This window comes from Dyadobacter sp. CY345, assembly GCF_021502725.1.
Classification (GTDB): domain Bacteria; phylum Bacteroidota; class Bacteroidia; order Cytophagales; family Spirosomataceae; genus Dyadobacter.
The window spans coordinates 109246-129542 of the sequence record NZ_JAKFFS010000006.1; the positions used below are offsets into that span (position 1 = coordinate 109246).

20 protein-coding genes are annotated in these 20297 nt (G+C 41.6%); 6 read left to right on the forward strand and 14 right to left on the reverse strand.

Annotated features, from left to right (window positions below):
• The first annotated feature begins 89 nt into the window (after positions 1-89).
• Positions 90-2759 (forward strand): histidine kinase dimerization/phosphoacceptor domain -containing protein, encoded by a 2670-nt coding sequence (locus tag L0657_RS23690; RefSeq protein WP_235153253.1) that lies wholly within the window; start codon positions 90-92, stop codon positions 2757-2759.
• 42 nt (positions 2760-2801) lie between these two features.
• On the opposite strand, the gene L0657_RS23695 is transcribed toward L0657_RS23690, so the two are convergent.
• Genes L0657_RS23695 through L0657_RS23705 form a run of 3 tightly spaced genes read right to left on the reverse strand, consistent with a single transcriptional unit; the run spans position 2802 to position 4994 of the window.
• Entirely contained in the window at positions 2802-3593 is a 792-nt protein-coding gene (locus L0657_RS23695) for a DUF4097 family beta strand repeat-containing protein (protein WP_235153254.1), read from the reverse strand.
• A 32-nt stretch (positions 3594-3625) separates the two neighbouring features.
• Complete coding sequence (locus tag L0657_RS23700; RefSeq protein ID WP_235153255.1) at positions 3626-4447, reverse strand: HEAT repeat domain-containing protein; 822 nt, start codon at positions 4445-4447, stop codon at positions 3626-3628.
• Positions 4437-4994, reverse strand: a complete 558-nt coding sequence (locus tag L0657_RS23705; RefSeq protein WP_310588305.1) for an RNA polymerase sigma factor — start codon at positions 4992-4994, stop codon at positions 4437-4439. Before L0657_RS23705 ends, L0657_RS23700 begins: the two co-directional genes overlap by 11 nt.
• Before the next feature lie 288 nt (positions 4995-5282).
• Between L0657_RS23705 and L0657_RS23710 the strand changes: the two genes are divergently transcribed.
• From L0657_RS23710 to L0657_RS23720, 3 genes are all read left to right on the forward strand, one after another.
• Entirely contained in the window at positions 5283-7700 is a 2418-nt protein-coding gene (locus tag L0657_RS23710; protein ID WP_235153256.1) for a TonB-dependent receptor, read from the forward strand.
• Between the two features lie 14 nt (positions 7701-7714).
• Positions 7715-8899, forward strand: coding sequence for a PepSY domain-containing protein (locus L0657_RS23715; protein WP_235153257.1), 1185 nt, complete (start codon positions 7715-7717; stop codon positions 8897-8899).
• Positions 8900-8997: 98 nt separating this feature from the next.
• Positions 8998-9435 carry a hypothetical protein gene (locus L0657_RS23720; protein WP_235153258.1) on the forward strand — a complete coding sequence of 146 codons (438 nt, stop codon included), beginning with the start codon at positions 8998-9000 and terminating at the stop codon, positions 9433-9435.
• 45 nt (positions 9436-9480) lie between these two features.
• Here L0657_RS23720 and L0657_RS23725 read toward each other — a convergent pair whose 3' ends face one another.
• The 10 genes from L0657_RS23725 to L0657_RS23770 form a co-directional block, all read right to left on the reverse strand.
• Positions 9481-10398: an AraC family transcriptional regulator gene (locus tag L0657_RS23725; protein WP_235153259.1), complete on the reverse strand. Its 918-nt coding sequence runs from the start codon at positions 10396-10398 to the stop codon at positions 9481-9483.
• 42 nt (positions 10399-10440) lie between these two features.
• On the reverse strand, positions 10441-11340 hold the full coding sequence (locus tag L0657_RS23730; protein ID WP_235153260.1) for an SDR family oxidoreductase: 900 nt from the start codon (positions 11338-11340) through the stop codon (positions 10441-10443).
• Positions 11341-11586: 246 nt separating this feature from the next.
• Positions 11587-12579, reverse strand: coding sequence for a pectinesterase family protein (locus L0657_RS23735; protein WP_235153261.1), 993 nt, complete (start codon positions 12577-12579; stop codon positions 11587-11589).
• A gap of 88 nt (positions 12580-12667) precedes the next feature.
• On the reverse strand, positions 12668-13744 hold the full coding sequence (locus tag L0657_RS23740) for a nitronate monooxygenase family protein (RefSeq protein WP_235153262.1): 1077 nt from the start codon (positions 13742-13744) through the stop codon (positions 12668-12670).
• Positions 13745-13748: 4 nt separating this feature from the next.
• Positions 13749-14138, reverse strand: coding sequence for a nuclear transport factor 2 family protein (locus L0657_RS23745; RefSeq protein WP_235153263.1), 390 nt, complete (start codon positions 14136-14138; stop codon positions 13749-13751).
• Between the two features lie 66 nt (positions 14139-14204).
• Positions 14205-14951 (reverse strand): SDR family NAD(P)-dependent oxidoreductase, encoded by a 747-nt coding sequence (locus L0657_RS23750; RefSeq protein WP_235153264.1) that lies wholly within the window; start codon positions 14949-14951, stop codon positions 14205-14207.
• Positions 14952-14976: 25 nt separating this feature from the next.
• A complete protein-coding gene (locus tag L0657_RS23755; RefSeq protein ID WP_235153265.1) occupies positions 14977-15195 on the reverse strand; it encodes a 4-oxalocrotonate tautomerase family protein in 219 nt (72 codons plus the stop codon).
• Between the two features lie 10 nt (positions 15196-15205).
• Complete coding sequence (locus L0657_RS23760) at positions 15206-15742, reverse strand: YceI family protein (protein WP_235153266.1); 537 nt, start codon at positions 15740-15742, stop codon at positions 15206-15208.
• Positions 15743-15837: 95 nt separating this feature from the next.
• Positions 15838-16416, reverse strand: coding sequence for a Crp/Fnr family transcriptional regulator (locus L0657_RS23765; RefSeq protein WP_235153267.1), 579 nt, complete (start codon positions 16414-16416; stop codon positions 15838-15840).
• Between the two features lie 5 nt (positions 16417-16421).
• Positions 16422-18029 (reverse strand): MutS-related protein, encoded by a 1608-nt coding sequence (locus L0657_RS23770; protein ID WP_235153268.1) that lies wholly within the window; start codon positions 18027-18029, stop codon positions 16422-16424.
• Positions 18030-18355: 326 nt separating this feature from the next.
• On the opposite strand from L0657_RS23770, the gene L0657_RS23775 reads away from it, so the two are divergent.
• Positions 18356-18715 (forward strand): two-component system response regulator, encoded by a 360-nt coding sequence (locus L0657_RS23775; protein WP_235153269.1) that lies wholly within the window; start codon positions 18356-18358, stop codon positions 18713-18715.
• A 12-nt stretch (positions 18716-18727) separates the two neighbouring features.
• On the forward strand, positions 18728-19237 hold the full coding sequence (locus L0657_RS23780; protein WP_235153270.1) for a DUF892 family protein: 510 nt from the start codon (positions 18728-18730) through the stop codon (positions 19235-19237).
• A 160-nt stretch (positions 19238-19397) separates the two neighbouring features.
• On the opposite strand, the gene L0657_RS23785 is transcribed toward L0657_RS23780, so the two are convergent.
• Positions 19398-20291, reverse strand: a complete 894-nt coding sequence (locus L0657_RS23785; RefSeq protein WP_235153271.1) for an AraC family transcriptional regulator — start codon at positions 20289-20291, stop codon at positions 19398-19400.
• Positions 20292-20297: the final 6 nt, after the last annotated feature.

Below are 20297 nucleotides of genomic sequence, written 5' to 3' on the forward strand. Positions count from 1 at the left end.
TTTTTATAGATAAAAAATCAAAACATCCTAAACGGACTAAAAAATCGCCGCCCGTAAATTCCCGAAAGATTACGCCAACCAAAACACCTATGTTTCGCAGCCAAGTTTGTGACGTTATTCAGCATACTTTGAGTCGATTGCGGTCGGTGTCCATTCTTTTTTGCGCGTTGGTTTTCATATTGCCAGTGAAACGCACAGACGCACAATCAATCTCGTCAATTAAAGCCGATGAGCTGCTTGATGATTTACAGTCTGTAAAATCCGATACAAACCGGGTGAGAAATTTGCTGATTCTGGGTAATTATTATTTAAAAAAAACGCTGAATCCTGTTTACGATCTGGATAGTGTATTGGTATTTGCAACACAAGCCCAGGAATTAAGTCTTCGTTTGCGCTATAAGTCAGGCGTCGAAAACGCTGCAATTCTGAAAGGCAAAATATACATTAAACAAAAAAAGGCAGGGAGTTTATCTCGTATTGTAAAAACGCTGAGCGATACCAGTCGGATTATACTGCTTATCGAATCAGGAGTATCTAATCTGCGACCAACCTTCACCCAAAAAGCGAAACGTGACAGTGCAATGCTTTTGTTTCAGCAGGCTGAACGGATAAGTCAAAAAATCGGTAACCAAAAATGGCTGGAAGAAAGCCATTGTATGATCGGTACTACGTATTTACTCAATAAAGATTGGAGTAATGGTAAAGCTTTTTTCACGAAAGTGATTGAGGCAAGGCAGAGAGCTGGTGATAAACCCGGCGAAATAAAGGCTTTGCTGAGATTGTCTACGACGACATTCTGCGATGACTGCCGGGAAAATATGAAGGCCCTGGAAAGGGCGCTTGCACTTGCGCGAGAGATCGGAGACCAGGCACAAGAAATGCTTATTCTGATGGAAATGGGTTATGAGCATTTTCAATTAGACAAAGGCGATACCAAAATCGTCGAACAAATAGCATTACAGGTCTTGGCTATTCAAAAGAAAATAGGTTTTCAGCCGCTCATACAAGCTTACCACGCGCTGGCAGAGGCTAGCGTTTATAAGGCACCGGGAGAATATGGATATTTATCGAATGCCTACTATTTATTGTCAGACGTCAGCCAGGCAAAGGGAGATTTGAATAAAAAGTTATTATATATTCTGGAAGTAGTTAAAGGTATAGAAAACAGCGGATTATCAGATGAACTTGACCTCGCATATTACAAACTTGGAAACGCGTATTTTGAGCTTGGCCAGTTTGATAAGAGTATGGAATATCATCAAAAATCGCTGGCACTCAGCCGTCAAAAAGGCCAGCTCTTTATTCATATCGGGCTGGCTACCCGTCTGGCAATGACTTTATTAAATCAGGGAAAAGCATCGGAAGCGTTAAGCATTTTACAGAACGTAACACGGAAAAACAGGCTTTATACCTACGAAGACAATCTGCTTCTGGCTCAGTCCTTTGGAGCCTGTTATAATGTCTTGAAACAGTATCGACTGGCTGAGAAATATTATCTTGAAAGTGTGACTTGGAGCAAAGAAACAATTTCTTATTTCCAGTACATGGCCTGGCGGCGGATCAGTCAGTTTTATGTGACAAGTGGTCAGTATCAAAAGGCTGATATCTATCTGAACAGGCTTTTGGCCGCACCCTCAACGAAAATTATTCCGAGTCATCAGATTGAAGTTCAGTTGATGAGCTTCAAGGTTGATTCGGCACAGGGAAATTATTCTGAGGCTATCAAACATTATCAAAAATACCACGCGTTAAACGATTCCATTTTTAATGAGCGCAAAAGCAATCAGATAAACCAGCTTAGCATTCAATACGAAACTGAAAAGAAGGACCAGGACCTTCGGCTGAAACAGCAAGCGATTCAAATTTTAACTGAACAGAGCCAGCGTCAGCAAAATCAATTACAGCAAGCCGCAACGTTTAGAAACGGGATGATTGCAGGAGCCATATTGCTCATTCTTCTGCTCGTTCTTGGGTTTAGCAGTTACCGTCTTAAACAGCAAAACAACAAGTTACTGGAAGCAAAACAGATTGAAATTAATCGCAAAAACCACTCGCTGGAACTTATTGTGCAGGAAAAAGATCATCTGCTGATTGATAAGGAACAGCTGTTAAAAGATAAAGATCATCTTCTGGAAGAACGGGAATGGATGCTGATGGAAATGCATCATCGTGTAAAAAATAATTTGCAAATTATTTCCAGCCTTTTAAATTCTCAGGGTTCGTTTTTGGAAGATAAAGTAGCATTAAGCGCCATCCGGGAGAGCCAGAACCGGGTTCATGCCATGGCTCTAATTCACCAGAAATTGTATCAGACAAACCGGTTATCCAGCGTTCCTATGGTCACCTACGTTCAGGAAATTGTTGATTATCTGATCAATTCGTTTAATATGACCAATACGGTTTATAAAGAAATTTCTGTTGCACCGATTGATCTGAATGTCACTTTCGCGGTGCCATTGGGGCTCATTCTCAATGAGGCAGTAACGAATTCTTTGAAGTATGCATTTCCCGGCGGACGGTACGGCACTTTAAAAATTGAATTTATTGAACAGGGAAGCAAGACATACCGGTTAATTATTGGTGACGATGGAATCGGTTTTCCTGCTAATCTGAATCCATCTAAAAGTCGGACGCTTGGAATGAGTTTAATCCGTGGTTTGAGCGAGCAGATCGACGGAATACTGCACATCAGCCAACAAAACGGAGTTCAGATCAGTCTGACTTTTGTAGAAGAAAAAAATGTTAGGGTACAGGCATAAGGAGTTTCTGTTTTATAATTGTTGATCAACCTCATCCTCACATTATTTCAGCTTTTTGAGATAAATATTTCCGTAATAATTACTTATCATAATCTCCGGTCCGCCTCCACTTATCTTTCCGTATAACCAATCGTCCAACGTAGATTTGTTAACGCCTGAACTACTAGATTTTACCATTTTAGCGGCGCCTTGCGAAACATCAAAGTCGCTAAAAACTTCGCCTTGTTCTGATTTTACTTTCAGGTCAGCCTTCAATGATGCAGGATACGAAAGATCGATCCTGCCGCCCATCGAAGAAAATGCCATGGGTTTATCCAGACTGATTTTACGAAATGACGCCTTCAAAAGACCATTGTATGTGTTCGCAAGTATCGAACCTCCGACGTTATTTAAAGTGATCGAACCATTTACATTGTCTACCTCCATGTCGCCTATTACATTTTCAACAATGATATCGCCCTTGTCATAAGTCCGCAGTTTTAAAGAAGTCCGGCGCGGCACTTTGATGGAAACATTGACTGGAAATAACGCGCTGTTGGTATTGATCGTAACATGATTGTTTTTTTCCTCGGCGGAAAGTCCAAGTGGATTTCCTTTTGTAAGGCGCTTCATGCCCTGACCTTTTTCTCCTGGCAATTCGCCCGAGGCATCAACGATTACGTCAGTTCCGGCATAAGCCTGGATATTAATTGAACCGTAAACCAGATTAATGTCTACCGTTCCGGGCTTGCCAGGATTTTCCAAACTCACAACTAACTGACCTTTGATGTTACTTTGAGCCTCAACAGCAGTGCATAGCAATAGCAGGAGACCAGTTTTCAGGTATCTGTTCATTATTTCAGAAATTTATTATGCTAAATAATATTTTAAGAAAGTTGCAAAATGGACTTTTTGACTTTTTCCTTTACTGGTCCACGTATTCCTTTTTGATGAAGCAATTCCCGCAGCGCCTTAACCGACCCCTTTTCCTGTAATTTAACCATCAGGTCAGCAAGTGCCATTTGGACAACCGGCGATTCCTGGTGAGGAAGTGAATGAATAAGTCCCTTCCTGACTTTCGGATTGTCCGTATACCTGATAAGTGCTTCTAATGCCGCGAGACGAACATTCGTATTGGAATCATAATTGAGCGTAGTCAACAGCGCCGTGAAGACCTGATCATCCGCCTGATCAATTTCCGTGGAAATACTGACTGCATGCAGCCGCTCTGCCGCCGATGGATTTTCGAGTAAAGTCATCATCATAATCTGTCTCATTTCCTGCACCTGCATCGCCATTGTATCAATCTGCTGTTGGGAAACTTCACCTGCGGCTACGCTGCGAAGCCAGTATCCGGCCGTAACTCCTGTAAAGAGCAGGAAAATAGACGCAGCAATTTGTAACCAAAATACAGGCCCCGAGATCCGCTTGGAATCTTTGGTAGATTTTGCCGGTAAACTAAGAGGTTCTTGCCCTTCCTGATACAACATCTCAAAGAATTTGGTGTGCATGTCGGGGCTTGGCTCCGGCGGCTGATCCGTTTTCAGCCATTGCCTCAGTTCCGTAATAACCGCAAGTTCTTCCTGACAGCCTAAACATTGGGCTATATGCTGATCCAGCAAATGTTTTTCGTCAGAAGACAATTCGCCCTCCTTTGTATCTAGGAGCCAGTCTTTTGCCTTGTCGCAGTCGATATGGTTACCGTTCATGTTCCGTTTTTAAATAAATAATTTTCAGCTCGTTTATGGCCCGGTGAACCCGGGTTTTAACTGCTCCTTCCGTAACGTTCAGAATCTCAGCGATCTCTTTATATTTGAGCTCCTGATATTCACTCATCACCAGCACCTCACGGTGGGCATCACTTAACTTTGCCAGTGCATTTCTTAACTGCACGGCCTGTTCCGTTTTGTGCAGAGATTCATCTGCCAGCGTACCTCCTCCTACCCTTTCAGCATAATCGTCCAAATTCTGACAATAAGTTGTGCGTTTGTTTTGCTGCACCTGGTCAAGAAGAACATTTCGTGCAAGCTGGTACATCCAGCTTCTGAACGCTCCTTCTCCCGAAAATGAATTTCTGTACCTGATCATCCGGTAAAAAGCGGTTTGAACCATGTCCTCACACAAATCAGGATTTCCGTTCATGTGGTAAAAAAATCCGAACAATTCCCTGTGATAACGCTTAAACAGCAGTCCCATCGGAAACAAATCGCCCTCTTTTACCCGGAGCATCAGCGCATTATCAGCCAGTGAATTCAATTGTATAGACGATCAGGTTTATAAATTCTACGTGAAGACCGGGATAAAATAAAAAGGTTACCGATTTGCTGATATTTTTTTCCTTAACCTTTCGATTTAGAGTCAAACAGTTAAACTAACGTTTACCAAAAGCTATCGATTCAGCTAATACGTTTACATTTTTAACATTAAAAAGCAATTAAAAACACGTCGTACAGAATTAAAATCTGTAACATCTGCTGACTATACGTTTTTTTGTATTTACTTTGTAATTAGTCTAAATAATGAAAATAATTCAGCAGCCGTTTTATGATTTTACCTTTAAGTGTAATGAATGCCCTCACGCCTGATCGAGTTCGAAATGTCGAATTCTATTTAAAAAAAATATCAGTACCAATTTTACTATTGCTGGTTCTTTCAATTGTAAATCCATCTGCCTATGCCCAGTCGCATCAGGCCGGAATTATTAAGGGTATCGTCACCACCATTGATGGAGCACCAGCCCGGGGAATGACTATCAAAATCAAAAATACCTCCAAAGGTACCATTGCCAACACCAACGGAAGTTTTGAATTTAAGAGCCTTACTGTTGGAAACTATATTCTGGAATTTTCCATGATCGGTTATGAAACTTCGACAGCCGAAGCATCAGTCACAGAAGAAAATCCAACGGCCAATCTATCGGTTCAACTTGATTTTTCTTCCCGTAAACTTGACGAGGTGATCATCAGCAGCGGCGGAAACCGTTTCGCAAAAAAAGAAAGCGACGATGTTTCTAAAATGCCGATCTCGAATATGGAAAACCCGCAGGTATACAGCGTTGTCAGCAAAGAGCTTATGAAGGAACAGATCGTTACTGACTATAACAGCGCATTCAAAAACGTGCCCGGCGCAGGGATTGCCGAGGTCAGAAACCAAGGCCGGACAACCTCAATATCAAGAGGTTTTGCAACACCACAACTTGTTAGAAACGGCGTGGGAAGTTTTACTTATTCCTCAATCGACCCGGCCAATCTTGAACGTATCGAAGTAATTAAGGGGCCATCCGCTACGCTGTTTGGAAGCACATTGTCATCTTTTGGCGGATTGTTCAACAGGGTTACCAAAAAGCCATTTGATACATTTAAGGGTGAAGTTTCTTTCTCGGCCGGAAGCTGGGACCTCAACCGACTGACGCTTGATATTAATACGCCGCTCAACGAAGATAAATCTGCTTTGTTGCGTGTGAACACAGCGATGCATAGTGAAAGAAGTTTTCAGGATGCAGGTTTCGCCCGCAATTTTTTGATCGCACCAAGCTTTTCGTATGCTGTAAATGAACGCCTTACCTTACTTTTGGATGTTGAGTTCAGCGGTTATAAATCCACATCACCCATGCGGGTTGCGCCATCGACGCGAGGAAAAGCGAGAAGTGTTACCGAATTGGGCATGCCTTACAAAATGTCTTTTGCTAATAATACGATCAATTACGCCGGCCAGCAATATAATATTTTCGGGCAAATCAAATACAAATTATCGCCGCAGTGGACATCCCAAACCGTTGTTTCAAGAACAAGGTCTTCGGCTGACGGAAATGTTGTCGGCCTGACTATTCTTACTGATTCAACTTTACGCCAGACGGTTACCAATCAGGACTATCCGTACTACGGTACTAATTTCCAACAGAATTTCATTGGCGATTTCCATTTGGGGCCACTAAGAAACCGTATCGTGGCCGGAATTGATGTGTATAGTTTACGCGCCACCCGCAACGATGCCTCGGTTAACATGCCCGCCATTAATTTCAAAAACCCGGGTAGCGCTTATAACAATTTTAATCTGTCGAAGGTAACTCCGCTGTTGAATGCAGCCACGTATAGTAATTTTGTTTCGCTCAATGAACGGACGTATAGTGCTTATGCGTCGGATGTGTTGAATATCACCGATCGGTTGTTGGCCATGGCAAGCCTCCGCATAGACCGCTACGCCAACCTTGGTACCTATTTTCCTGCTACCGACTCAACAAGCGGCAACTATAAGCAAATCGCACTTTCACCAAAATTCGGCGTGGTTTACCAGATCGTGAAAGACAGGATCTCGATTTTTGGTAACTATATGAATGGGTTCAGTAATGTTAGTGGATCTGATTTTTTTGGCAATACTTTTAAACCAAACCAGGCAAACCAGATTGAAGGGGGCGTGAAACTGGATTACCGTTTTGTCACGGCAACATTTAGCTACTACGATATTTCCGTAACCAATGTCACCCGCGACGATCCGGACCATGCTAACTTTTCGATCCAGGACGGAACACAGCTTAGCAAAGGTTTCGAAGCAGAATTGATTGCCAACCCTATATCGGGACTGAACATTGTGGCCGGGTTCACTTACAACGAAAGCAAGTATAGCAAAAGCAACGAGAACATTCAGGGATATCGCCCGACCACAGCCGGCCCACCGCGAATGGCCAATTTGTGGATCAGTTACAGGCTGGTAAAAGGCGCAGCGAAAGGGCTTGGAGTAGGTTTCGGCGGCGTTTATGGAAGCGAATCTTTCCAGAGTAACACCAAAACTTTCACTTTTACCATCCCATCTTACACAGTTCTTGACGCATCAGTATTCTATGACCAACCCAGATTCAGAATCGGGCTGAAAGCAGATAACCTGACGAGTGAAAAATACTGGTCTTACCGCTTGGCAGCACAAAATCCATTAAGAGTTACCGGCAACATCACGTTCAAGTTTTAATGTAAAAAGAAACTGTGACTATAAAAAAAGCCATCACGCAAATACACCTCTGGCTCGGACTCACGTCCGGGCTTGTTGTGTTTATAATTAGTTTAAGCGGCGCAACTTATGCATTCGTCGATGAACTCAGGCCACTTTTTTATCATGATCGGCTCTATATCATACCGGAACAAACAAAGGTTTTGCCGCTCAGCACGCTACTTTCGGTGGCCAAAAAGGCACTGGATAATCGTCCGATCGCCAGAGTAGAAATAACTTCCCAGCCTGATCGGACTTATATGTTCCGGTCGCAAAAGCTGGATCCGGACGGGTTTACTTATTGGGATTATTATCAATACTACTACCGCGTTTATATCAACCCTTATAATGGAAAAGTTGTTAAAATAGAAAATACGAAATACGAGTTTTTCCAGATGATACTTGGTCTGCACATGCGGATGATGTTTGGAGAAAAGATTGGACATTATGTGGTTGGCGGCTCAGTACTGATGTTTGTAGTCCTTCTCATTTCGGGCCTGATACTCTGGTGGCCTAAGAAATGGAGCAAGGCAGGGCGTGACAAAAGTTTCAGGGTCAAATGGGGAGGTAGCGGCAAACGCCTGACTTACGATTTACACAATGTCCTGGGATTTTATGCCTGTGTAATTTTGCTGGTTACGGCATTGACTGGGCTGGTGTGGGTTTTTGAATGGGTAGAAAATTCGGCCAGATTCGTGGCCAACGGCGCAACGAACATTGAAAAAACAAAACTGCCTGTTTCCGATTCTGCACTTTCTCCGAGTGGCAACGCTGTCGATAAGGCTTTATTTACCGCTCGTGAAAGAAACCCGGGCGCCCGCTCCTATCTCGTTATTTTACCTCCCAAGCCGACCGGAACAATCAATATTTCTTCGTATCTGAAAACCTGGAACCGGTATGATCGTTCGCAGGAAAATTATGACCAGTATACCGGAAAACTACTTCGGGCTGCTTCCTTCGCAGACCTCAATGGAGGTGATCAGCTTTATCAGCTAAATTTTGATCTGCACACCGGCGCGGTTCTTGGACTGCCAGGTAAAATCCTGACTTTCTTCGCAGGATTGATTGCGGCTAGTTTGCCAGTTACAGGGTTTTTGATCTGGTGGAGACGAAAAAAAGGAAAATCGAATCACAAGAAATTGCCGAAAAAACATTCCCACTTCTCCAGTGAAGTTAAATAAAAATTTCAAAGGTAATCGTTGCTTTTAATCGTTATGTAACCGTTATTTGATATTGGACGCCTGCCTTTCCTTATCACTTCAAACGTTGACTATTAGCTATGAAAAAATACTATTATGTCCTGGCATTATGGATATTTTTCGGGTGCAAACCGACTACAAAGAATGAACCGCTTTCTGACGCAAGCGGGAAGTATGCTGGTGTCAGATCAGGATCCGATCTTATTGGCGTACCAACGCCTACTGGTTCAAAGCCATTCTCTGAAAACATAGAAGTTTCAGTTATTAAGAATGGCGAAAATTATGTCATCATGGGTTTTGACACATTAGATCTGACGGTGCCGGTCAGTGAACAGTTGGGCTTCAATATTCCGGTTGATAAAAATAGCAACAGAGCGCTAAGTGCTTTTATCAAATTTTCCGGCGACTCATTAGAGATTCGGGGAAATTGGAAATATACCTATATCGAAGGCGGATATAATAATGCATCAATCAACGTGCGTAATTTCCGTTTTGTTGGGTATAAAACCCAACTATAAACCAGGGCCACTCGTTGTTTTGCTTTTGTCCAAAATCTCATTACCTCAGCCAAATAAATCCCGAAACTCCAAAGGCGAAAGCTCCGTTTTGTTTTTGAACAATTTGCTGAAAGATTGCGAATGCTCAAATCCCAGTGTAAACGCGATTTCGCTGATTGACAGATCCGAGCCAGCCAACTTCTCTTTGGCTTTCTCAATCAGTTTGTTATGCAAATGCTGCTGTGCATTTTGCCCGGTAAGCGTTTTCAAAACGCTGCTTAAATAGTTCGGCGACATACTTAATTCTTCGGCGACATAACCTACCGTCGGCAAACCTCTCGTTGTCAAAATAGTGCTGTTGAAATAAGTATCCAAAACATTTTCAAGGCGAACCAGGATTTGATGATTAGCAATTTTTCTGGTGATAAACTGCCGCTGATAAAAACGGTCTGCATAGGTAAGCAGTAATTCCAACTGAGCAATAATTACTTTCTGACTGAAGAGATCCATATTCGCGTGATATTCCTGCTCCATGTTTTGAACGATACCATTCATCATCCCTTCTTCCTTTTCAGAAAGAAAAAGCGCTTCATTAGCCGAATAACTGAAATACTCATACTGTTTGATTGTACCGGCCAAGGGTGTATTCCAAAGAAAATCAGGATGGACCAATAACATCCATCCCGATTGCTTTATTGGTGCATTCCTTTCAAAAATGAGCCTAAATGGCTGACCTGGCGCCATAAAAAACATAACGCCTTCGTCAAAGTCATATCTATTCTGGCCGTATTGCACTTTATAATGCAGGTTTCTCTTCAAGGCAATGGAATAAAAATCCTTGATCAAGTGGAGCTCATCCACCTGAAGTTCATTCATCATTTCCACATTGATGACGCTGATCAATGGATGTTCCGGCCCGGGAAGTTCTCGGAATTCATGAAATTCAGTGATCGATTTAAAACGGCGGGGTTGTGTATTTGGCATAAGACAAGATATTAAATATTCCTGTTTTGACCACGACATCTGTTACATTTTGAAATAATGCCCTTGATTCAGATCAGCGATGAGACCGAGCTGAACAGGATTCCAGTTCAAAATTTCTTTCGTTTTCGCACCCGAAGCAGCACAATCAAATCCCGCGAAATGATTGAACCAGGTAAAATGTTCGGCAGTCTCCTCCGGCGATTTACTGTCTACGGAAATATTAAGGCCTTCCCCAACGGCTTCTGCTATATCCCTGAACATAATACCTTCCTCAGCAACAGCATGATAACGAACACAAGTAGCAGAAGAATTTTCCAAAGCCAATCGAAATAAAATTGCTGCATCCAGGCGATGCACGGCCGGCCAGCGGTTATTTCCCTCTTCTTTATATACCGATATACCCTTTTCTCTGGCCATACCGATGATTATCGGTATAAAACCATGATCACCTTCACCATGAACCGTCGGCGGCAGGCGGATTACCGAGACTCGCACACCGAGGGCAGCAGCGGCGTCCGCTGCTTTTTCCGATGCGATCCGTGGGTTTTGGCTGTTTTCGGCAGGCATATCCAGTTCTGTTGACAGACGGCCCGGCGTAGTAAGAAGTCCGATACCAGAAGTGACAATTAGTGGTTTGTCAGACCCTGCCAGTGCCGAACCCAACGCTTCAATGGCCCGTCTGTCTATCTCGCAGACTTCCTTAAAACGGGTAAAATCATGAACAAAACCCGTATGAATCACGCCATCCGCAGCGGCAGCTCCCTGACGCAAACTTTCCATGTCTTCAAGATTTCCGCTGTGAACATCAGCACCGGCGGCCGTAAGCAATTTGGCATTCTCTTCTGAACGTGCAAGGCCGAGCACTTGATGCCCCGCACGAATCAATTCCTGAACCACAGCAGAGCCCACAAAACCGGTAGCTCCTGTTACAAAAACTCGCATAAGATAAAATTTGGTTTGTATTTTTTGTTGATGCAAAGGTCACCAACAAGAAAATAACGGATGTAGCCAAATCCATCCAAGTCGTAGTCATATTCGGGATTATCTGAGAGAATGAGACAATGCAGTTATGCACAAAAAAATTGTACACTGTTGCAACTTACAATTGATATTTATTAGATAGATTTTTGCTCGATTCAGGTAATTAATCCACGGCAAAGGTATAATTTATAAATTTTTATCTCTCCCCTAATTCACCGTTGGCAACCAACCTGAAAAGATATTTTGCAAAGTATATTTTTGACGTTCCGCTTTTGAAAGTTGCTTCGACCAAGCAATACGTGTTTTCGGACTTGCTCCTTCTCCTGAACTGTTGAATTCTGCATAAAAGGTTGTTTTCTCTTTTTCAGGAAACATATTATCGCCTTTCCAGGGATCCCAGCCTTGCTTTAAAATATGCTTACCCATTTCAGTATCTATGAAAACAGTTTTGGCATAAGGCCGCCATGGACGTCCGAGATAAACTTTGGTGGCCTCGTCCGAAGCAATTAGTTTGCAATTAAAAAAGACATATCCAAAAGCCTGGTCCTTAGTTGTAGACGCGGCTGTAATGTAAGAATCAGCTAAACTTTTGATCACACAGTTTTGAAAAACAACGGTTGCTTCTCCAAAGATAAAATCCGTAGTACCAGAAATGAAACAGTCCTTAAAATAGTTCCTGCCATCTTTTGATGTGTAGAGCGTATCCTGATTCCCAAAAATATTGCAGTTGCGCACATCAATTCGGTCGGCCTCAGTGGCCAAAGCAACTGCCTGCCCTACCCGTCCCGCCGTGTTTTCGATCGTCAGATTTTCCAAACTGCAATCGTTGGCCTGGACAAGCACCGTATAGGAAGTGTAGGTGCTGAATTTGGTGTTTTGGGTTAAGTCTTTCCCTGGAAAATCTTTTCCCGAGTAGTCAGCATTTGTAATAATCGTTTCTTCCTTACTTTCACCAATCAATGAAATATTCTTTTTCCAGGCCGGAATTACTAGTTTTTCCTTATAAACTCCCTTCTTAATCCGGATAACCGCTTTCAACTCCGAGTGATCTCTCACAGCATTAACGGCCTCCTGTATCGTTTTATAATTTCCACTGCCGTCCTGTGCCACCGTGAATTTTTGCTCAACCACCTGCACCTGCGCAAAGGTTGATACGCAGCATAATAATCCTAAAAACAGGCTCCCGAATTTCTTAAACATAATAAAATAGTTTGCTTTCATTAGAGTCAAAGAAGCATAGCGACCACCGCAAAAATTTTATATAACGCAAAATAAATTCTGCGGAGATTTATCTGCTTTTGAATATCTGGTCAGTCTCCCGGATCAAAGCCTTCATTGTTTCATCAGCTTTGGTATATTTTAATTTAACTGCATTCTGACTGGACCAAAAATTCAGCATATCGGTTTTTCCCTGAGCAATGGCAGCTTCTCTCAAAGGACCTATTAAACGGGTTTGCAATGGAAATGGCAAAACAGGGATATGGTTCGGCACTTCTGAGGAGATACGGTTGCTGATCATTCGCCCCATTCGTCCGGTTAACGATTTGGAAATTACTGTGTGTTTTCTCTCTTCTGATAAAAGAGCAGCTTTGTGCAGCGGACTGGCGTCAGATTCTTCCGTCACAAGAAAAGCAGTTCCCAACTGAACGGCATCGGCACCCAAAGTTAAAGAAGCTGCAATCCCTTTGCCATCGACTATACCCCCGGCCGCAATAACAGGTGTTTTGATTTTTGCTTTGAGCTGCTGTATAAGCGTGAAAGTTCCTGTAAAAGAATCTTCTGCCGACCGTAAAAAAGAAGGTTTGTGTCCGCCAGCTTCAAAACCAGCGGCCACGATAGCATCAACTTTTGCCTCTTCCAACGCGAGCGCCTCGTCAAGTGTTGTGGCTGCTCCGACGGTTACTATACCTAACCGTTGCGCTTCCCGAAGTATCTCAGTTGAGGGAATGCCGAATATAAAACTAAAAACAGCAGGTTTGATCTCGAAAACAGCTTCCACCTGTTTGTCAAATTTTGACGGAATATGATGATCCAGTTCGGGCATTTCGATACCAAGTTCATCAAAGTAAGGTTTGAAAAGCACCTTAACTTTTTCCATATCCTTATTCGGATAATCGATAAGACGCGTATCCACATCCGAAACCCAAAGATTGATATTAAAAGGTTTATCGGTTTCCATCCTGATGGATTTGGCAGCTCCCAGAATATCTTCGGGTTTCAGCGTATAAGCCCCCAAACTACCTAATCCGCCTGCATTTGACACAGCAGCCACAAGTTCAGGTGTCGAAAATCCTCCCCCCATCGGACCTAGAAATATCGGATACCGGATACCTAAAAGCTGAGTGATTTTGGTTTGATTCCACATAATTTTAAACGCTTACATGAGTCAATAATTTATTCACAATAACCCAATCCCCACCGACTTTTGTGAGAGATAGCAGGTCGTAATAATTAAATTCAAACATAGGAAGATGTACTTTGGCAATTGCAATGGAATTAATAATTTCTATTGAAATTATTTCCATCCTGAAAGTTTCTTTTAACGCAAAAGGACTTTTCCTATTTTCAACGCCATAAAGATATTCCGCCAGGCTTTTAAAGTAAGGCTGCCCTTTGATATCACCAGCTACCAAAGCCGCCGGATGAAAAACTTGCCGAAGTAATACTATGTCACCAGTATAAACGCCTTTAAAATAATTTTGTAACACAAAGGAAACAGCCGCTGCATTTTCCGAATAACTTTCCATTTTTTCTTCCATGGTAAAAAGGTATGCTCCGAGTTTATAGCCCTTTGCATACCGTTAAAATTGTTCAACTTTTTCACCTTATACCATGTGATGGCCAGCGATATGCCCTCCGTCAATATTGATTATCTCACCACTGACAAAATTACTTTTTGCCAGATAAAGCGCCAGTTCAGCAACATCCTGTGTTTCGCCGATGCGGTTCAGCAAATGAAGACCGGCAAGGCTGTCCGCGTTATCAACACCGCTTTTAGCTTGTAACGGACTTCTTATAATACCGGGTGCGATTCCATTTACACGGATATTATTTTTTCCAAATTCGGTGGCAAGTTGTCTGGTCAAAGCATGAATTCCACCTTTACTAGCGACAGGCGCAGTCGCCGGAAAACCGCCGATTGCGTGTTCCACCAAAACGGTACCAATATTGATAACAGAACCTTCTCCCTGTAAAAGCATCTGTTTGATGGCAGCCTGAGCTGTAAAAAACGTGCCTTTTAAATTGATACTCAGAAACCGGTCCAGGTATTGTTCATCGACTTCCAGAAAGGATTTAGGCTCGAAAATACCAGCGTTATTGATCAACACGTTCACTTCGCCAAATCGGCTCACAGCTGTTTCAACCAACAGCTTACCGGTAGCGGGGTTACTTATGTCGCCTGTCACCATAGCTAACCGCTCGTGGTGACCAAGCTCAATAAACGTTGCCCTCAGATTTTTTTCACTCGCAGAATTAATAACGACGTTATATCCATTGTCCAGAAACAAACCGGCAATAGCTTTTCCAATTCCTGTGGATGCACCGGTGACGATGATGGTTTGTGATTTCATTTTCTTGCTTGATATTATTTCCTAGCTATTTTCTAGTCGCTGTAATCCCATTTTCCCGGAGTACCGACACTTGCTCTCCTGCATAACCCCAATCATCCAGTGCGATTTCCTGAATAACAACATGGGTAAGCTTTGGATCTTTGTCCAGCACTGCGGTGATCAGGTCCGTCACTCCTGCAATGAGCGCTTGTTTTTGCTGACGGGTAACGCCTTCACGGGTTACCTCTATTTTTACATATGGCATGGCTGGAAAATTAAAAGGTGACCGAAGCTTGCAACTTTACCTCTAGCTCAAATTCGTTGTAGATCAGAGTATCACCAAGATTGGTGAAAAAGTTGCCCGAACGAAATTTCATATCGTATTTTGTACGATCAACAATAATTTTACCGAAGGCTGTAACGGTCTGGTCCGAGATAGCAACCTCAGCATGAAAGCTTGCAGGATGTGTAATGCCTTTAATCGTAAGATTTCCGACAATTTTATAGTTGTCGTTTTCCAGGTAGGTTACACTTGTGATGGCAAATGAGGCGTGCGGATACTGCTCTATTGAGAAAAAATCTTCTGAAAACAGGTGGCCTGCGAATTGTGCGTTCAAATCCGTATCTGTAACATCCAGTATTTTGATTGTGCTTACGTCAATAGTAAAATCGCCTCCACTGAGTTTCCCATCGCTCAGGATTAGCGTTCCGGATTCAATGTCAATAGTGCCGTTGTGTGCACCTGTTACTTTTTTTCCTGTCCAGTCGATGCTGCTCTTAGCGCTGTCAACTCTGAAATTGTTTGTTTCCATTTTCTTTTATGTTATCAATGAATAAAATTTGATAGCACAAAGGACAGCAAGAAACGGCGGGAGCTTACGTGACCTACATCACATTCGTATCGGGATTATTTGTGATTGTTATAAAGCCGGCTGAGCGTCTCCCGAGACACGCCCAGATAGGCAGCGATCAGATGTTTGGGAACCAAATTATAGAGCTGTGGATACATTGCCAGCAGTTCTTCATACCGGGCTTTCGTATCATTATTCATAAAGGACAAAAGCCTTTTTTGCGAAGCAAGATATCCCTTGTTTGTGCGCCACCGGAAAAAATGTTCAACCTGGTGTAGCTCACTGCACAGCTTTTCCCGATTTTCATTTGAAAGCTGTAACACTTCCGCATCAGCGATGCAATCCACATTAATCGTCGCCCTGGTTTGATTGTATAAGGCACCATAGTCAGAAGTCCACCAGGTTGGCATTGCAAATTGAAGAATATACATTTTGATTTCATCGGTAATATAGAAAGCTTTGAGGCAACCGGAAACGACAAAATATTCATGATCCACTTTCTGTCCGTCGCTGACAATGACCTGCCCTTTTTTGTAAGATTGCACTTTAAAGTGAGAAAAAACGTAGTCAAACTGTTCATCCGTCAGCCTAACCGTTTTCGAAATATGCTGCTTCAAAAGTTCTTTTGCTTCCATATAATTTACACTGAGCGCTCGCCATTTACTTTACTATCAAAAATACGATTTGCCAGAGACGTTGCTTCTTCGGTCACTTCTTTGGGATATCCATTTATTTCCAGAATTCTAATGGCATTCGTGTTACTTAAATTTCCGGGTTTGATCTTATAGTCAAAAACAATTTTTCCTTCCTTCACTATTTCGGTAAAATGATATAAAGAAAATCTATCCTTTAATAGCTCAGCCAGTTCCAGATCGTGCGTTGCTACAAACACAATATTATCACCCTTGTTCAAATAGGATAGAACCGCTTTACCAGAAGCAATCCGCTCGACAGTATTTGTTCCCTTAAACATTTCGTCAAGCAAAAATAAGTTTGGCATACCTGCACCGCTTTCTTCCAGTAAATCTTTGATGGCCAGAACCTCTTCAAAATAATAACTCTTTTCACTTAATAGATCATCCGAAATCCTGATCGCAGAATGTATCTTCAAAACCGACGTTGTAAATTCTCTTGAAAAGCAGGTATTTATCGTTTGCGCTGTAATTGCATTAATCCCGATGGTACGAATAAAAGTCGTCTTCCCAGACATATTTGAGCCTGTTAATAAAGCAGATTGCTTGTCAAGATCAATTGAATTTGGTATCGATTGATAAATCAGCGGATGATAAACCTCAACCGCTTTTAGCCGTTTTCGGTCAGTTGCTAACGTCGGAAAGCAAAAGTAAGGCACTTCATCCCGAAGAAAACTTATGGACATCGCCACATCTATTTCTCCGATAAATTCATAAACCTGCTGGATTTGCGTCCTTTTAGAATCCAGTTCTTTGAGGACATTATAGAGAACCAATGGCTCAATCAGAAATAGCGCTTTGATCATTTCTACCAGATACTCCACCGCCAAACCAACCTCACTCTGGAGTTTTACTTCAATTTTGAAAAGTGACATCTGAATACCCAGACTGTCTATGGCTTTAATTGAGTCAGTGAGATCAGGGCTCACGTCTTTAATAACGTCGAGTTTTGTGATATTTCCGGCGGCCTGATTTAATCTCAGCAACTGTGGAATAGAACCGCTGTATTTATATATATTGATCTTATTCCAATAATGAATGCCAAAGTTGACTGCAAGTAATAAAACGAGAAAAATTAGTGCTTTGGGGAAGACAAATGATATTAAAACCAGTGATAGACTAGTAAAGGACAGAATTGGTATAATCCAAAACCAGCCGGGCTTTTGAATGTGCTTTTCCAGAAAAAGGGACGAAATATAATAGGCATCTTTTTTATTTAACGATGCTATTTCAAGCATGATCTGGTCGCGGATTTCGGGATTCTCTTTCAAAATCTGAATGATTGATTCAAATTTTTCGACTCGTTCCATGTTACCCGGAATAGTCCTCAGCACGTGATATAAAAACTGTTGGCCGACTTTCGAAACTGTGCGGTCCAGAAACATGAATACTTCATCCAGGTCCAGATCTTGAAAAGTTCTGTCCGAGATTATCTGGAAAAAATTCTTTTTGTCACTCAGGAGAAAAAAGCGGTCAATTTTACCAAAATCAAAAGTCTCCGTCTTGATCTTGCCTGCATTGGCTTTTAATTTGGCAAGTAACTTCTTTTTGGACATAAGCATTTGATTAGTTTACCACTTTCGTCTGCTACTCAATAATACGTTAATAAGTGTTTTTTACTACTCGTTTGCAGATTTTATTAAACGCGAGTACTTCCAATCTTCGGAATTAGATTATTGCAAGTTTACGTATAACAGGTCAGTTACAACATTTTGCCTGGCATTTGTCCATGCTGATTTTAACTATTTTGATATAAACAGCCTTAAAAAGCGATCGAGATCATTTTTTTGATGACTAATTAAAATAATATAAGTTTGCTGGCTTGATATTTTAGTTAATTTCCTTAATTGAAATATATAAACTTTGTAGTAGTCCGAATTGTATGAAAAGAATACTTGTAATTGATGACGATCGGGATATACTGGAACTTTTGAAAATTGTTTTTCGTGATACAGGGCATGATGTTATTTTTTCTGAAACTGAATTGGGAACAAATGATATTTACCTGCTGCATCCCGACCTGATTTTAATGGATGTTAGAATAAAAGGTGCGTCTAGAAGCGGGGCGGATATTTGCAAAGAGTTGAAAACAAATTTAAAAACAAGAAATTTTCCAGTAGTTTTATGCTCCGGAGAATACAATCTTCCTGATATAGCGAAAGCGTGTGAGGCGGACCGTTATCTTGCGAAACCATATAATTTGAATAGTCTTTTGACCCAGGTAAACAGATTTATCTCTTAAAACGGTCTGAAAATGCAAAAAGAAGATAGCATTAGTTTAAAAAAAAGTGACCTTGAAGAGTTCTTTATCCATCACCTTGACAAAATTTATGCAGCTAAAACGCTGCTTATAGCGGAGTTACCTGAACTCTATGATAATGTATATTTCTCCGATCTCCGGGAAGGAATATTAGAAACTGTGGAAGATGTGAAAAAGCAGATTTCCAGAATGAACAAAATTTATGACTTACTGGAAACGTCCTATTCTGATAGCGATCCGAATGGTTTGAAGGGACTGATCGAAGATTCTTTTCAGGACATTCACCGGCACAGTGAAAATCCTGAATTGAGGGACATGTCAATTTTATTTTACCTTACTAACATTGAATGTGTTGAAATGGCTTCATTTCAAATCCTGGAAATGCTTGCTGTTAAAATCAAAATTAAAGAAATAAAGCAGCTTATTAAAGAGAACTATGAAGACGCAAAAGCAAGTCGGACCTTGTTCCTGTTGATTAATGCGAAGTATATTTCAACCGTCTAATGAGAATTACTTCAATACGTTTTGCACTATTCAGGGGAATTCATTCTACAACAACGTCTGATAAATCATTATTAGAAACAAGGTTCTGCAAGAATTAAAATTATTTTGCGCAACTACTTTGTACTAGTCCTGGTAATCTCAATATAATTTATTCCTATTGCTAATTTTGATTGCGAAAGTCCCGGGGAGATATCCCGGTTTTGCTTTTGAAGACTTTCGTAAAATGTGACGGATGTTCAAAACCAAGATCGTAAGCAATTTCACTAATTGAACTTTCAGTACTCCACAACATCGATTTCGCTTTGTCAACCAGTTTTAATTGGATGTGTTCGTAGGTAGATTTACCGGTATATTTTGTCAAAAGATCCGAAAGATAATTGGACGACAGGTTCAGACGGCTCGAAAAAAAGGCCACGTCAGGAAGACCAGATTCGATCAGGGAGGGCTGAGCAAAGTGATCATTGAGCATCCTTTCAAATCTTTCAACAACATCGTTGCTGGCTTTAATTCTCGTCAGGAACTGGCGGTCATAAAATCTTAAACAATATGACAAAATCAATTCAAGGTTCGTCAGAATAAGATTATAAGAATGACTATCCAGATTAAGCGAAACCTCTCTCTGAATGTTACGGGCACATTCCTCCAAAACTTTCTTTTCTACGTCGGAAATATGAAGTGCTTCATGCATATCATAGCCGAAAAAAGAGTATTCTGTCAGTTTGTTTCCCTTACTGCTTGCATGAAAAAAATCGGGATGAATATATATCCCCCAACCCTGAACTTTGTTTTCAAGGCCGGGAGATAAAATCTGGTTTGGTGCTGTGAACATGAGCGTTCCTTCGGAAAAATCATAACTCGTACGACCGTACTTAAATTCGCCCTGGATCTCTTTGCAGGCAATTGAGTACAGATTCAACCGATAGCTAACACCCGGTTTTCGTTGAGAGCGGTCCACTTTTGCAAGATCTACGACCGATATCAGCGGATGAAGCGGTTTATCGTAATGAAAAAAATGATGTAATTCTGAAATGGATTCGATCGCTACAATTTCCATGACCGG

Bases quoted from the DNA above. Each gene is read 5' to 3' on its own strand.
- L0657_RS23755 (WP_235153265.1), bottom strand. From the start codon at position 15,195: ATGCCATATGTAAAAATAGAGGTAACCCGTGAAGGCGTTACCCGTCAG.
- L0657_RS23690 (WP_235153253.1), top strand. From the start codon at position 90: ATGTTTCGCAGCCAAGTTTGTGACGTTATTCAGCATACTTTGAGTCGA.
- L0657_RS23775 (WP_235153269.1), top strand. From the start codon at position 18,356: ATGAAAAGAATACTTGTAATTGATGACGATCGGGATATACTGGAACTT.
- L0657_RS23765 (WP_235153267.1), bottom strand. From the start codon at position 16,416: ATGGAAGCAAAAGAACTTTTGAAGCAGCATATTTCGAAAACGGTTAGG.
- L0657_RS23725 (WP_235153259.1), bottom strand. From the start codon at position 10,398: ATGCCAAATACACAACCCCGCCGTTTTAAATCGATCACTGAATTTCAT.
- L0657_RS23770 (WP_235153268.1), bottom strand. From the start codon at position 18,029: ATGTCCAAAAAGAAGTTACTTGCCAAATTAAAAGCCAATGCAGGCAAG.
- L0657_RS23745 (WP_235153263.1), bottom strand. From the start codon at position 14,138: ATGGAAGAAAAAATGGAAAGTTATTCGGAAAATGCAGCGGCTGTTTCC.
- L0657_RS23760 (WP_235153266.1), bottom strand. From the start codon at position 15,742: ATGGAAACAAACAATTTCAGAGTTGACAGCGCTAAGAGCAGCATCGAC.
- L0657_RS23750 (WP_235153264.1), bottom strand. From the start codon at position 14,951: ATGAAATCACAAACCATCATCGTCACCGGTGCATCCACAGGAATTGGA.
- L0657_RS23700 (WP_235153255.1), bottom strand. From the start codon at position 4,447: ATGAACGGTAACCATATCGACTGCGACAAGGCAAAAGACTGGCTCCTA.
- L0657_RS23740 (WP_235153262.1), bottom strand. From the start codon at position 13,744: ATGTGGAATCAAACCAAAATCACTCAGCTTTTAGGTATCCGGTATCCG.
- L0657_RS23695 (WP_235153254.1), bottom strand. From the start codon at position 3,593: ATGAACAGATACCTGAAAACTGGTCTCCTGCTATTGCTATGCACTGCT.
- L0657_RS23730 (WP_235153260.1), bottom strand. From the start codon at position 11,340: ATGCGAGTTTTTGTAACAGGAGCTACCGGTTTTGTGGGCTCTGCTGTG.
- L0657_RS23785 (WP_235153271.1), bottom strand. From the start codon at position 20,291: ATGGAAATTGTAGCGATCGAATCCATTTCAGAATTACATCATTTTTTT.
- L0657_RS23720 (WP_235153258.1), top strand. From the start codon at position 8,998: ATGAAAAAATACTATTATGTCCTGGCATTATGGATATTTTTCGGGTGC.
- L0657_RS23780 (WP_235153270.1), top strand. From the start codon at position 18,728: ATGCAAAAAGAAGATAGCATTAGTTTAAAAAAAAGTGACCTTGAAGAG.
- L0657_RS23710 (WP_235153256.1), top strand. From the start codon at position 5,283: ATGATTTTACCTTTAAGTGTAATGAATGCCCTCACGCCTGATCGAGTT.
- L0657_RS23735 (WP_235153261.1), bottom strand. From the start codon at position 12,579: ATGTTTAAGAAATTCGGGAGCCTGTTTTTAGGATTATTATGCTGCGTA.